We start from the raw sequence: 12,145 nt of genomic DNA, 5'->3' as shown, positions 1-12,145 counted from the left end.
CTGACCCCCTGAGCCATAAGGGGGGGGGTATTTATGCGTAAATCGACGGGTGGAGTCCGTGCCTGGTACGTGCTGCTGCCGGTTATTCTGGTGGTGGTGGTGGCCGCAGGGGTGTTTTTCACGGGCAAGACCGGGCCGACCGGTGAAAACGAGTGGATCACCTTTATCAAGGCAAACACCGGGGACGCGCAGGCGCAGTATCTCAGTGGTAAACCCTATGACAAGCGTCGAGGGGGGATAGATGACGCGGCTCGCGCGTCAGGCTGGTACGAAAAAGCCGCCGCGCAAGGTCATGTGGACGCGCAGATCGCACTAGCCGACCTGTACAATGACGACAAAGGCGTCGCCAGCCGCGATAAGGCCTTCGCCCTTTATAAGGCAGTAAAAGCCCCTTCGCCTGACATCAAACGCAAGCTGGCCGAGTTTTACCTGACGGGACGCGGCAGCGTTCCAAAAGACGTCGAAAAAGGCGAAAATCTGTTGCACGAAGCTGCGCAAGCGGGCGACAAGGCTGCGGAGAAGGCGTGGGGACAGAGGCTCAATAGTGCAGGCGACCGCGAGGGAGCAAAGCTCTGGCTGAGCAAATGCGCTGATCGCGGTGATACGCAATGCCTCACCGATATGGCCTATCTGTTTTACAACACCGGTGACCAGCCCAAATCAATCAGCTATTTCAATCGCGCGGCTGACCGCGGAAACGCCGACGCGCAAATCCGCCTGAGTATGCTGTATTTTAACGGCATGGCTGTGAAAAAGGACCTGGCTGTGGCCTATAAATGGGCGCTTCTGGCTCGCAAGGGACCGAAGGGAAGTGCCGCCGTATCCGAAGCGCGTGATGCGGTTCCGTTTATTGAAGGCCGGCTGACGCCCGAGCAGAGGGCTGATGGCCAAAAACAAGCCGACGCCTTCAAACCGGCGTCGTAAATCGGCCGCAAAAGGGCATCAGCCTGTCAAAATCATCGCTATTCAGGGAGACGACTATGCGTAAATGGGTGTTGAGTGTGGCTCTGCTGGCCGTTGCCGGTGGGGCGGTCGCTCAGACAACGACCAATAATTATCAGGCGTCGGATTACGACCGCGCGCCGTGGTGGATGAAGACGCCGGTCATCACCCAAACGGGTTATGTGCGCACCGAAATCGACGCCAACCGCGCTAATTTTTCGGCTTCCTTCCTCGCTGTGGGCAAGACGGCGGATGAAGCACAGCAAAAGGCCGTTGCCCAGACGCGCGCGCTGACCGATGCGCTGAAAAAGCTGGGCAAGGACGCGGTGCGCGTCAACACCTCCTTCTCCATGCGCGTTCTCTATGAGCAGTACCGCGACAAGGAAGGCAACCGCATCGAAAACCAGCGCGGTGACAAGATCGAAGCCTATCAGGTCAGCATGGGACTGGAGGTGAAAGTCTATGACCTTCGGACGCTGGAACGCGCCTACGCGCTGGTGCTGGCGGCTTCGCCGACGGCGTCCCAGCCGATCTATTTCTCACTCGAGCCCGATAACGCCACCAAGACCTGGCTGTATAATGAGGCGGTTAAAGATGCGGCGCGTCGGGCGCGTCAGGCCGCCGAAGCCGCTGGCGGTAAGCTGGGGGCGGTCAAGGTGATCGATCCCACAGGCCGCGCCTGTCAGACGGACATCCTCGCGCGGGGTGAACCGCGCGGCGGGCAGGACAATGACGCGACGACCGTGGCCTATGCGATGGCCCCGCCACCACCACCGCCCGCCCCTGTAATGGAGATGGCCGCCCGTGGCAGTGCGGTGGAGCAGCTCGAAGCCAAGGCCGCGCAAAACGCCTTTATTCAGGCGCCGCCGCTGAATGAACTGACGGCGCAGGCATGCGTTGTTTATGGGCTGAACTGATGCGCCGCTTGTGGATAGGCCTGTGCGCCCTGCCGCTTCTGGCGGCCGAGGCCGAGGCCGCGCCGCCTGTAAAGTCAGTGGAAACACCTGATCGCTTCGATGCCGTGCCGTGGTGGATGCAGCGTGCGGTGCTGCCGCAGACTGGCTATGCGGAGACAGAGGTGGAGGCCAATCGCGCCACCTTCGCCGCGCGTTTCAAGGGCACGGGCAAGACGGCGAGCGAGGCCCAGAATGAGGCGGTCGCACAGGCCGAAACCCTGATCTCCGCCCTGCGTCAGCGCCAGCCGGAGGTGGTGCGCGTGACAACGGACTTTGCGGTGCAGGCCTTTCACGAGCAGCACCGCGACAAGGATGGGCGGCAAATCGCTAACGTGCGCGGCGACAAGATCAAGGGCTATGACGCCACCCTGACCCTGAGGGTTGAGGTGCGTGATATGGCCGTGCTGGAGCCGGTCTATGCGCTGGTTCTGGCGAGCGCTCCGACGCAGGTGGATCGCGTGGCCTTTTCGCTAAAGCCGGACAATGCCTTGCGGGAGCGGTTGCGCAATGAGGCCACACGCGATGCGGCGGTGCGTGCGCAAGGCGCCGCCCACGCCTCGGGCAGCGCGCTGGGCGGCATTCGCCTTATCGACCCGTCAGGCCGCGCCTGCCGCGCCGATCTTCTGGGGCGACGTCCCGACGCGAACGCGGACATTGCGATTAGGGGCCAGCGTGTTGAGTACAAAGGACCACCCCAGATGGTTTCCGGTCCGCCCCCGCCGCCCTCTCCGCTTTATCAACTCGAAGCGCGTGCGGCGGAAAACGCGTTTATTCAAACACCGCCCCTGTACCGCGCCCGCGCTGAAACCTGTGTTGTGTATGATCTGAAATAAAAAGGCAGCGCTTATGAGCGCTGCCCTTAAATTACAAATTCCGGAAAATCAGAACTTGACCGTCAGGCCGACTTGCAGAACGGGCCAGGTCTTGGCGTCTTTGACATCGTTCTGAAGCTCCTGACGTTCCTTTTCCAGCGCCACCTTGTAGGTTGGATCGCTGGCCAAGGTGCCATCCGAGGTCAGTGTCACGCTGGGGTCATCGCCGAGTACGGCTCCGGCCAGCACGCGGAAGCCAAAACGACCATCCCGTGTGAAGGTGTTGTCGAAGCCAAGGCCAAGGAACGGGGCGCCATCGCCCATATCGGCGTTGGCGCGCAGCGTACCGATCTGCGTCGGGGTGAAGGGAACGCCACCGATATTGGTGGTGTCGGTCGGGCGAGCGTCGAGGCTCACATTGCGGTCACCGGTCACGTAACCGCCGGACACAAAGAACGAATTGCGGAAGGGGTGGACGTCCACGGCGAAGGTGAAGGGCTTGAAATCCAGCTCGCCATTATACTGGACGTCGTCGGAATTGAAGTCGTCACTGTGCTTCAGCGAGTCGTAGTCGGCGCGGAGGACAAAAGTGTCATTCAGCTTATAGCGGGCACCAATGCCGACGCCTGTCGTGCCGCCGTGCACATCAACGGCGAGGGGGCTGTTCTGAGCGGAAGCGGCGGTGGCGGTGAGGGCGCCAAGCGCCACGGCAGCGAGAAGGGTAGGAAGACGCATGAGATAGTATCCTTTGCGGGTCGTGAAAGAAAAGGCAGGGTCAGCAGGTCACAACTTAGCCATAAGGCTTACAAAACCCTTAACTGGCCATGCTTTCGGCCCTTCGAGTCGTTCCGCTCAACCTTTGTGTGATCATCTGTAAAAATGATGCGTGAGGCCGGATTTCGGTTCATAAAGTACGTGTAAGCGCCTGACCGTTGCGGAGTTGCCTGTCATGGACCAAAGCTATCCCGATCTTTCCGTCGCCGAAGCCGTCACCCATCCTGGCGCGGCCTATGATCAGACGGTGCTGGTGCTTCAAGGGGGCGGGGCGCTCGGCTCATATCAGGGTGGGGCCTATGAGGTCTTGCAGGCGGGCGGAATCAGGCCCGACTGGGTGGCCGGGGTGTCGATCGGCGCGATCAATGCCGCCATTATCGCGGGGAATGCGCCCGATGATCGCGTCGAAAAGCTTCGATCCTTCTGGGTGCAGATCACCTCAGAGAGCCCTGCTGATACGCTAAGCGGCTTTAATCCGTGGCTGAAAAGCGCTTTTCGGCAATGGAGCGGCTACATGAGCGCATTGAACGGCGTGCCGGGCTTTTTTCGCCCCGCCGCCCTTACGCCGTTCTTCTCGCCGTGGTCCCTGCCTTCGGAAACGAGCTTCTACGACATTTCGCCGTTGCGCGAGACCTTGTTGCACCATGTCGATTTCGACCGCCTGAATGACGGTGAGGTGCGCCTGAGCGTCGGGGCGGTCAATGTACGCACCGGCAATTCGGTCTATTTCGACAGCCATTCGACGCAGATCACCCCGGAACACATCATGGCTTCCGGTGCCCTGCCGCCTGGCTTCCCGGCGGTGACTATCGACGGCGAAGCCTACTGGGATGGCGGTGTGGTGTCTAACACGCCCCTGACCTATGTTTTGCACGAGGCGCCAGCGGGGCTGGATGGTGACACCCTGGTCTTTCAGATGGACCTTTTTTCGTCGCGCGGTGAGGTGCCCAAAACGCTGGATGGGGTCTATGGTCGCGTCAAGGACATCACCTATTCCAGTCGCACACGCCTCAATACAGATGCCTTTTTAGAGCGCTATCGCTTGCGTCAGGCCATCAGGCACATGTACGAACAGCTGCCGCCGCAAGTGCAGGCCGAGCCTTCCATCGCGGCCTGCTATGCGCGCGCCGCGCATTTCCGCGTCTCGCTGGTGCACCTGATCAATTCGGGCGGCGGCGATCATGGCCAATCCAAAGACTACGAGTTTTCTCGCCTGACCATGAACGAACACTGGGCGTCTGGGCGTCAGGATGCCGAGCGCGCCATGCAGCGCCGCGTCTGGCGTGAACCGCCGCCAGAAAAGGACGGCATTCGCGTCTATGACTTTGCCGCCGAAGACCGTGCCCGGTCGTAATGAAAGCGGATTTATAGGGCTTATGGCTTTCGTAACCCGGTTCGTGCTATGAGGCGGCGACGGAACACAAAAATACAGGTTGCCCCGCCGCCATGTTGTCTCAGCGTGCCAAATACGCCATCCGCGCCATGCAGGAAATGGCGCGCATCCCCCAGGGTCAAACGGTGCAGGCGGGTGAACTGGCAGAACGCATCAAGGCGCCGTTGCATTTTCTCGAAGGCATTTTGCTTGAGCTGCGCCGTGAGGGTTTCCTGATGTCCAAGCGCGGGCGTTCAGGCGGCTACATGCTGGCGCGACCGTCCGATATGATCAGCATGGCCGACCTGATCCGCCTGATCGACGGGCCGCTGGCGCTGACGCCGTGTGCCTCGCGCACCGCCTATGCGCGGTGTGAGGACTGCCCCACACCCGATGATTGTCAGTTGCGTCTGGTGCTGCTGGCGGCGCGCGATGCCATGGCGCGGGTGCTCGAGAGCTCAACCTTGGCCGAGCCGCTGCCGCGCGGGTGATTAAGCACCTTTGGCGAACGTCTTAGCAAAGCGCCGCACAATTTTGCGCAAGGCGTCGATTTCGATGGCGTGCAACGCCTGTTCTGGTGTCAGCCATACCATGCTGCGCTGACCCATTTCCGGCCATAGGGTCAGTTGTTGCGTAACCCGCATGGCAAACACCTCTACGGCAGGGATGAATTGCGCGTTGGGCTGGCCCTGATCCTTCATATAGGCAAAGCGTCCGATAGGGTGCGGATCGACCTCCCCCAGAATGCCAGCCTCTTCAAAGGCTTCGCGGGCGGCGGTTTCCGGTGGCGTAAGGTTGGGAATGGGCTTGCCCTTGGGGATGATCCACTGACCGCTGCCGCGTGAAGTGATCAGCAGGAACTCGACCTCGCCGTTGCGCGTCTCGCGAAAGGGGAGGGCCCCAAACTGAGTTGCGGGTAAAGGTGGGGCGTGATCATCCAATCGGGGCGGTCCTGAAAAATGTCCGTATACGGGGCAATTTCCTGTGTAGGCCTCACAGTGCTAAAGCTCAATAGCCTTCGGACAAATTCACGTGCTCCGACATCAGAGCGATGCCGGTTGCGGTGTTGACAACATAAGGGACGGGTTCAGGATAGTACGAAAACGCCAAAGGCGGGGGGCGGGCTGATCCACTGACGTGCGACCCTCCAGCCTGCATCACGGCAGAGGGCGGCGAAGCTCTGCGGCGTGAACTTATGGGAATTTTCCGTATGCAGAGTTTCGCCTGCTGCAAAATGAAACCGTTGCCCGGCAACTGCTACGACCTGATCGCGGCGGCTTACCAGATGCATTTCGATGCGTGCGCGCTCATCGTTCCACAGGGCCAGATGCGCGAAGGCGTCAACGTCGAAATCCCCTTGCAATTCGCGGTTCATGCGCACCAGCAGGTTCTTGTTGAAGGCCGCTGTCACCCCCGCCGCGTCATCATAGGCGGCGTGCAGTGTCGCTGCGTCCTTGTCCATGTCTGCCCCCACGATCAGTTGCGCCTCTTCACCCAGCAGTTGACGGAACGCGCGCAGCAGATCACGCGCTTCGTCCGGGTTGAAGTTGCCGATGGTTGAGCCGGGGAAGAAACCCACGCAGGGTCTGGTTTTCAGGGCTTCGGGACGTGACAGGGGTTGCGTGAAATCGCCCACCAGCGGCACGACCTCCAACTGGGGATAGTTGCTTTGCAGCCGCATCGTTGCGGCATGCAGGGCGTCTGGGCTGATGTCGATGGGCACATAGGTGCGCAAGGCCGGGCAGGCATCGAGCAGAATCCGCGTCTTGTCGCTGGCCCCGCTGCCAAATTCGAACAGCACAGTATCGGCGGTCCAGTCCGCCACCAGCTCATCGGCTATATCGCGCAGCAGGCGCGTTTCGGAGCGCGTCGGGTAATATTCCGGCGTGCGGCAGATGGCTTCGAACAGGTCCGAGCCCGCCGCATCGTAAAAATACTTGGGAGACAGGGATTTGGGCTGTGCCGACAGACCGGCGATCACATCGGAGGTGAAGGCCTCGTCAAGGCTCTCCGCCGGGGCGTGATCGCGCGCCAGACGCAGACTTGCGCGCACCCAGCGCTTTTCTGGCGCGAAGAAATTGCGATAGGTTAGCCGCGCATGGCCAGCGGGCGTGAAGGCGCTGCCGCCGCGCAGGGTCATCTGTCCGCTCATGAACTTGCCATTATATTCGCCAACCGCGCCGGCGCCCGGACGAAAGCCCGGATAGCCGAGATAGGCGCTGTTCGTCCATTGCCAGGCGACGTCATCCACCTGCTGCAACCCGTTTTGGCGCGCGGCGAGTTCCCATTCAGCCTCGGTCGGCAGGCGCGCCCCGGCCCAGCGGGCAAAGGCGTCGGCTTCATAAAAGCTGATGTGGGTGACCGGGGCGTCGGGATCGACGGGGTGCAAACCACGCAGACTGAATTCTTGCCACCGGTCGCCGTCCAGCCGCCAGTAAAGTGGCGCGCGCCAGCCCTCGACCTGCACGTGAGCCCACCCGTCGGATAGCCACAGCTCGGGCCGCGCATAGCCGCCGTCGTGCATAAAGGCCATCCAGTCGCCATTGCGCACAAGCCGATCTGCGATCTGATACGGCTCCAGCCATACCTTATGGCGCGGCCGTTCATTGTCGAAGGCAAACCCGCCTCCGGTGGCGCCAATTTCGACCAGCCCGCCGGAGCAGGCGAGGAAGCGTGTCTCGCCCACCGGGGCATCTGCAGCAAAGGCGGGATCATAGGCAGGGGCCAGCGGCGATAGGCTGAACAGGTGCAAAATGTCCATCAGAAGCAGTTCCTGATGTTGCTCCTCATGCGCCAGGCCGAGCGCCAGCAGGGCCTCGCTTTCTGCATCGAGCCCGGCGGTAATCAGATCGCGAATATGATGATCCACGTATTGACGATAGGCCAGAATATCGCTCAAGGCCGGGCGGGTGAGAATGCCGCGCTGGGCCCGCGGCTGACGCGCGCCCTTAGCTTCGTAATAGGAGTTGAACAGATAGCCATAGTGCGGATCGAACGGCGCATAGCCGGAGCGGGGACTAAGCAAAAAGGTTTCAAAGAACCAGCTGGTATGCGCCAGATGCCATTTGGCCGGGCTGGCGTCGGTCATGGACTGCACCACCATGTCCTCCGCCGACAGGGGCGCAGCGTGATGCAGGGTTGCGGCGCGCACCTCTGAATAACGCCTGAGGCAGGGGCTCAGTGAAGCGTCAGAACAAAGCGGGCGTCCCGTGGTCGGGTGGCTGTGGCCGTCCATCTATATCTCCCCGTCTCCCAATGTAGCGGTGACTATATGAGTGGCGAATGTAAGTTTTAAATTCGCAGCGTCAGATTGCGCTTTCGGCTGACCTGTTTGTGGCAGCAGGCATTGGACGAGACGCGCCTAAGGCGAGTACGCTGAGGCGGGGAGAAGGTTACAGGGGAAGAAGCGGCGTATGCCTGAAACACAGCGCATGGGCGAGCGTCGTCCCAATAAGTTGACGGAAAGAGGAGCGAGGCGACTGGCGATCAAGCTGGAGCGCGGCCTGCATAGCGCCAAAAGGAAAAGCGTTTGAGCGCAAACTCAAAAACATTTTCCGGTGTTTCGAAGGAGACGAGGAATGGTGGACCCGACAGGGATTGAACCTGTGACCCCTACGATGTCAACGTAGTGCTCTCCCGCTGAGCTACGAGTCCACTATTGGTCGGCAACGCTGTGCCGGTGCGAGGAGCGGGTGTATAGCCGTCGAAAATGGCGGTGGCAAGGGCTTTTGCGATCAAAAATGTGGAAAGTGTAGGATTGCCAGATCCTCGTTTGTATGACGGCCAAAACCGCCCCTCCACCATTTGCTACGCAAATGACCCGCCTCGCCAACACATTGGGGAGGTAGGATTAAGGTCGCTTGTCCTGACCGATCAGGCGGCAATCAGATGTTAGACCTCAGTCACAATTTCGTCCGCGCTCAACGAGCGAACGGTGAGCGCATCTAAAATCTCCACGCGCCGCCGGCGCTGGCCCATTAGGCGGCGATCAGGCGTTCGACTTCAGTCACGATTTCGCGCAGATGCACCGGCTTTTCGAGGACCTTGGCTTCGGGAGAGGCCTTCTGCGCATTGAGCGCAACGGCGGCAAAGCCGGTGATAAACATGATCTTAAGGCCCGGCTGACGCTGTGAGGCGACCTTTGCCACTTCGATGCCATCGGCTCCCGGCATCACAATGTCGGTCAGCAGCAGGTCATACGGCCCCTGATCTAAGGCTTCGATGGCGCTGTCGCCATCGGGGCAGCTTACAACGTCATAGCCAGCGCGTTGAAGGGCGCGCGTCAAAAAGCTGCGCACGGAATTTTCGTCTTCCGCGAGGAGAATCTTCGTCATTAATCCCGGTCCTGTGGGAAAGGGGCCCCGTTTGCTCAGAGAGTAGATGATTAGGGCGCAGGTGTAAATTAGGGGTGAAGACAGCGCAGAATTGTCTTATCACGGGTTTAATGGCCGAACTTTCATCCCCAGTTGAAACCGTCCCTGCAGTGGATGTGCGCCGTCCGGCGGAAAAGGATTGCGGACTGGTGTTCAGTTTGCCGCATTCGGGATCGTATCTGCCGACTGACTTTGTGGCGGCGGCGCGCTATGACGCGAAACATCTGCGCATGACCGAAGACGCGTTTGTTGACCTACTGGTCGGTTTTGAGACGCTAGAAGGGGTGTGGGCGGTGCGCGCCAATTTCAGCCGCGCCTATGTTGATGTGAACCGCCACCCGCTGGAGCTGGACCCTCGCCTGATACGCGGCGCGCTGCCGAAAGGCGCACTCAGCCAGTCGCTACGTGTGCGGTCCGGTTACGGCGTCATTCCCCGCTGCCTGTCGGGGGGGCGGGAGATTCACGCGCAGCCTATTTCCTATGACGAGGCGGCGCGCCGTCTGACGCAGATCCACCTACCCTATCACCGTGCCCTGACCGAGGCGCTGGCTGAAGCGAAATCGGCGCACGGTCGGGTGACGCTAATCGACTGGCACTCAATGCCCTCGACAACGCTAAAGTCGAGTGCTGAGACCCAGCCGTCGGCGAAACTGGCGGATATTGTGCTGGGGGATCTGCATGGTGAGGCGTGTGCGCCTGGCCTGACGGCCTTTGTGCGGCAGGTGTTCGAAGCCCACGGCTTCCGTGTGTCGCATAACCATCCCTTTGCCGGCGGCTATACGCTGGAACGCTACGCCCAGCCGCATAAGGGGGTGGAAGCGCTGCAGATCGAGCTGAACCGGGGCCTCTACATGGACGAGGCGACCCTGACCCTCAGCCCCAAAGCCGAACGCATGCGGGCAGCCGTCGCCGCGGTAATCGACGGGCTAAAGCTTAGGTGATTGCCGTATTCAGGCAAAAAAAAGCCGCGCTACACGAGCGCGGCTTAAAGTCTACAGGGAGGAAACGCCCAGGAAGGGCATCGACGTAAAAACGTCGAACACTCACTTTATACGTTGCGATGCAAAAATCCACAAGCGGAAAACGCATTTGTATGATCACGTATCGTTACAATGGTTCCTATACGTAAGAATCAAAGCCAAGCAAACCTTTACGTTATTTAGAAAACGATTTAGTCGGCTTTCGTTTCTGTATTTGTTTTATCTTGCTGCGACGCAGCATTTTCGCTTTCGGCCTCGACCTTACCTTCATAGATGGGGCGCGTACGGGTGGGGTAGGGATGCTCCTCCAAAAGCTCACGCATCCGCCGCAAGCCGCGTGCCGCCTGTGAGCGCGACTGCCGCCAGGCCAGAAGCGCGGTGGCACCGATACTTGCCAGCGCTAGAGGGATGGGACCGAACAGCCACGCGGCGGCTGCCAGCGAGAAGTAGTAACCGCGCACGCCCTGCGAAAAGTTCGACATGGCCGGTTCGAAGATATCGGACACGGCTTCGGTGAAGGCTTGCGCGCTCTGCGGGTCGATATTTTCGGGCACTGCGCCCATGGCGGCCACGGCGTAATTGGTCTGACGCAGGGCCCAAATGAAATTGAGAAGCCCGCGTGCGAGGCAGACCATGACCAGAGCCAGCTTCATTAGGAGCAGGGCCGAGGACGATGTGTCGATACCGAGCGCGTGCGCGCTTTTGTACGACAGGTCGCCGGTAAAGATGGCCCCGGCGACGGCGGCAATCAGGATGAGGTTGGCCGAGGCGAAGAAGCTCATCGAATTGACGCCGTGACCGATCAGGTTGGAGTCGTAGAGCTTGAACGAGCGAATGACCATTTCCTTCATCCATGCTCGCCGCACGATGGTGAGGTCCTTGAAGATCACGCCCGATTTCTTTGACAGGGCCTTGAGCACTGGCTCATAGCCCATCCAGCAGCAGATAAAGACCAAAAGCGCGGCAAAATCGCGCCAGCTACCGAACAGTTTGACGATTAGTTCCATGGATGCGGTCTTTGCTAAGTCTCTGTTGTTATCCGACTTTGGTCTAAATGAAGCGCTTCGAAGTCGCCTGACAAGCGATAAATCCTTGCCGGGTAACAAATTGTAGCAAAGTGCGAAAACAAAAAACACAGACTTCGCTTGTGCGAAAGAAGCGGACCGCTTATGACAGCGCCCAAACCATATCCTCAATGCCGTTTAACAATAAAGACATCCAATGAATCTCGACAAGATTTCCGTCGGTCCGAACGCTCCCTGGGACATCCACGCCGTCATCGAAATTCCGCAGGGCGGCATGCCCGTCAAGTACGAAATGGACAAGGATTCCGGCGCGCTGTTCGTCGATCGCTTCCTTTACACCTCGATGTTCTATCCGGGTAACTACGGCTTTATCCCGCACACGCTCGCTGACGACGGCGATCCCTGCGACATTCTGGTGGTCGGTCCGACGCCGGTCTATCCGGGCGTCGTTATCCGTTCGCGCCCCATTGGCGTGCTACTGATGGAAGACGAAGCGGGCAAGGACGAAAAGATTCTGGCCGTGCCGGTGGACAAGCTGCACCCCTATTACACCAATGTGTCGAGCTATCGTCAGATGCCGGCCATTCTGATCGAGCAGATCACCCACTTCTTTGCCCACTACAAGGACCTAGAGAAGAACAAGGAAACCCGCGTGATCGGGTGGGGCGATCCAGAGCAGGCCGCTCAGCTGATCCGCGAAGGTCAGGAACGTCTGGCCAAGAAGATCGGCTGATCTTTAAAATATTACCGAAAGGCCCGCTGGAAACGGCGGGCTCTTTTTTTGCATGGTTTTCAGAATTGTGAAAGCAAGTCACATGATGAAATATGGATTGACCCGCCGCACAGGCCGTGCGAGTGTTTCTATACAGAAGGACTAAGTGGTAATTTTTGCTTCTGCGATGGCATTTATT

Annotated in this window: 12 protein-coding genes and 1 tRNA gene; 7 read left to right on the top strand and 6 right to left on the bottom strand. The window is 59.7% G+C overall.

Features of this window, described 5'->3' with window-relative positions:
- Nucleotides 1-33: 33 nt before the first annotated feature.
- The 3 genes from ASTEX_RS09345 to ASTEX_RS09335 are packed head-to-tail and all read left to right on the top strand — an operon-like array spanning nt 34 to nt 2,731.
- Nucleotides 34-924: a tetratricopeptide repeat protein gene (locus ASTEX_RS09345; protein WP_013479374.1), complete on the top strand. Its 891-nt coding sequence runs from the start codon at nt 34-36 to the stop codon at nt 922-924.
- A gap of 56 nt (nt 925-980) precedes the next feature.
- Nucleotides 981-1,859 carry an SIMPL domain-containing protein gene (locus tag ASTEX_RS09340; RefSeq protein ID WP_013479373.1) on the top strand — a complete coding sequence of 293 codons (879 nt, stop codon included), beginning with the start codon at nt 981-983 and terminating at the stop codon, nt 1,857-1,859.
- On the top strand, nt 1,835-2,731 hold the full coding sequence (locus tag ASTEX_RS09335) for an SIMPL domain-containing protein (protein ID WP_083805575.1): 897 nt from the start codon (nt 1,835-1,837) through the stop codon (nt 2,729-2,731). The genes ASTEX_RS09340 and ASTEX_RS09335 overlap by 25 nt, the downstream gene beginning before the upstream one ends.
- Before the next feature lie 48 nt (nt 2,732-2,779).
- On the opposite strand, the gene ASTEX_RS09330 is transcribed toward ASTEX_RS09335, so the two are convergent.
- A complete protein-coding gene (locus tag ASTEX_RS09330; protein ID WP_013479371.1) occupies nt 2,780-3,445 on the bottom strand; it encodes a hypothetical protein in 666 nt (221 codons plus the stop codon).
- Between the two features lie 214 nt (nt 3,446-3,659).
- Between ASTEX_RS09330 and ASTEX_RS09325 the strand changes: the two genes are divergently transcribed.
- A complete protein-coding gene (locus ASTEX_RS09325; protein WP_013479370.1) occupies nt 3,660-4,838 on the top strand; it encodes a patatin-like phospholipase family protein in 1,179 nt (392 codons plus the stop codon).
- Between the two features lie 92 nt (nt 4,839-4,930).
- The gene (locus tag ASTEX_RS09320) at nt 4,931-5,347 is read left to right on the top strand and encodes an RrF2 family transcriptional regulator (RefSeq protein ID WP_013479369.1); all 417 of its coding nucleotides are present in this window, start codon (nt 4,931-4,933) and stop codon (nt 5,345-5,347) included.
- On the opposite strand, the gene ASTEX_RS09315 is transcribed toward ASTEX_RS09320, so the two are convergent.
- From ASTEX_RS09315 to ASTEX_RS09300, 4 genes are all read right to left on the bottom strand, one after another.
- Nucleotides 5,348-5,797 (bottom strand): NUDIX hydrolase, encoded by a 450-nt coding sequence (locus ASTEX_RS09315; RefSeq protein ID WP_013479368.1) that lies wholly within the window; start codon nt 5,795-5,797, stop codon nt 5,348-5,350. It lies immediately after the preceding gene.
- A gap of 146 nt (nt 5,798-5,943) precedes the next feature.
- A complete protein-coding gene (gene egtB / locus ASTEX_RS09310; protein WP_013479367.1) occupies nt 5,944-8,091 on the bottom strand; it encodes an ergothioneine biosynthesis protein EgtB in 2,148 nt (715 codons plus the stop codon).
- Nucleotides 8,092-8,435: 344 nt separating this feature from the next.
- Nucleotides 8,436-8,510: transfer RNA gene (locus tag ASTEX_RS09305), tRNA-Val, on the bottom strand.
- Nucleotides 8,511-8,833: 323 nt separating this feature from the next.
- Nucleotides 8,834-9,190, bottom strand: a complete 357-nt coding sequence (locus ASTEX_RS09300) for a response regulator (RefSeq protein WP_013479366.1) — start codon at nt 9,188-9,190, stop codon at nt 8,834-8,836.
- Between the two features lie 110 nt (nt 9,191-9,300).
- Here ASTEX_RS09300 and ASTEX_RS09295 point away from each other — a divergent pair, with 110 nt between their 5' ends.
- Nucleotides 9,301-10,170 carry an N-formylglutamate amidohydrolase gene (locus ASTEX_RS09295; RefSeq protein WP_013479365.1) on the top strand — a complete coding sequence of 290 codons (870 nt, stop codon included), beginning with the start codon at nt 9,301-9,303 and terminating at the stop codon, nt 10,168-10,170.
- A 230-nt stretch (nt 10,171-10,400) separates the two neighbouring features.
- Here ASTEX_RS09295 and ASTEX_RS09290 read toward each other — a convergent pair whose 3' ends face one another.
- Nucleotides 10,401-11,216 (bottom strand): DUF599 domain-containing protein, encoded by an 816-nt coding sequence (locus ASTEX_RS09290; protein WP_013479364.1) that lies wholly within the window; start codon nt 11,214-11,216, stop codon nt 10,401-10,403.
- 214 nt (nt 11,217-11,430) lie between these two features.
- Between ASTEX_RS09290 and ppa the strand changes: the two genes are divergently transcribed.
- Nucleotides 11,431-11,967 (top strand): inorganic diphosphatase, encoded by a 537-nt coding sequence (ppa, locus tag ASTEX_RS09285; RefSeq protein WP_013479363.1) that lies wholly within the window; start codon nt 11,431-11,433, stop codon nt 11,965-11,967.
- Nucleotides 11,968-12,145 lie beyond the last annotated feature (178 nt).

Origin of the sequence: Asticcacaulis excentricus CB 48, assembly GCF_000175215.2 — a bacterium.
Lineage (GTDB): Bacteria > Pseudomonadota > Alphaproteobacteria > Caulobacterales > Caulobacteraceae > Asticcacaulis > Asticcacaulis excentricus.
This window is presented reverse-complemented; position numbering and strand designations above follow the sequence as displayed.

What these genes read in the sequence shown, in the direction of transcription:
- ASTEX_RS09345 (WP_013479374.1), top strand. Translation starts at nt 34, where the DNA reads ATGCGTAAATCGACGGGTGGAGTCCGTGCCTGGTACGTGCTGCTGCCG.
- ASTEX_RS09340 (WP_013479373.1), top strand. Translation starts at nt 981, where the DNA reads ATGCGTAAATGGGTGTTGAGTGTGGCTCTGCTGGCCGTTGCCGGTGGG.
- ASTEX_RS09335 (WP_083805575.1), top strand. Translation starts at nt 1,835, where the DNA reads ATGCGTTGTTTATGGGCTGAACTGATGCGCCGCTTGTGGATAGGCCTG.
- ASTEX_RS09330 (WP_013479371.1), bottom strand. Translation starts at nt 3,445, where the DNA reads ATGCGTCTTCCTACCCTTCTCGCTGCCGTGGCGCTTGGCGCCCTCACC.
- ASTEX_RS09325 (WP_013479370.1), top strand. Translation starts at nt 3,660, where the DNA reads ATGGACCAAAGCTATCCCGATCTTTCCGTCGCCGAAGCCGTCACCCAT.
- ASTEX_RS09320 (WP_013479369.1), top strand. Translation starts at nt 4,931, where the DNA reads ATGTTGTCTCAGCGTGCCAAATACGCCATCCGCGCCATGCAGGAAATG.
- egtB (WP_013479367.1), bottom strand. Translation starts at nt 8,091, where the DNA reads ATGGACGGCCACAGCCACCCGACCACGGGACGCCCGCTTTGTTCTGAC.
- ASTEX_RS09300 (WP_013479366.1), bottom strand. Translation starts at nt 9,190, where the DNA reads ATGACGAAGATTCTCCTCGCGGAAGACGAAAATTCCGTGCGCAGCTTT.
- ASTEX_RS09295 (WP_013479365.1), top strand. Translation starts at nt 9,301, where the DNA reads ATGGCCGAACTTTCATCCCCAGTTGAAACCGTCCCTGCAGTGGATGTG.
- ASTEX_RS09290 (WP_013479364.1), bottom strand. Translation starts at nt 11,216, where the DNA reads ATGGAACTAATCGTCAAACTGTTCGGTAGCTGGCGCGATTTTGCCGCG.
- ppa (WP_013479363.1), top strand. Translation starts at nt 11,431, where the DNA reads ATGAATCTCGACAAGATTTCCGTCGGTCCGAACGCTCCCTGGGACATC.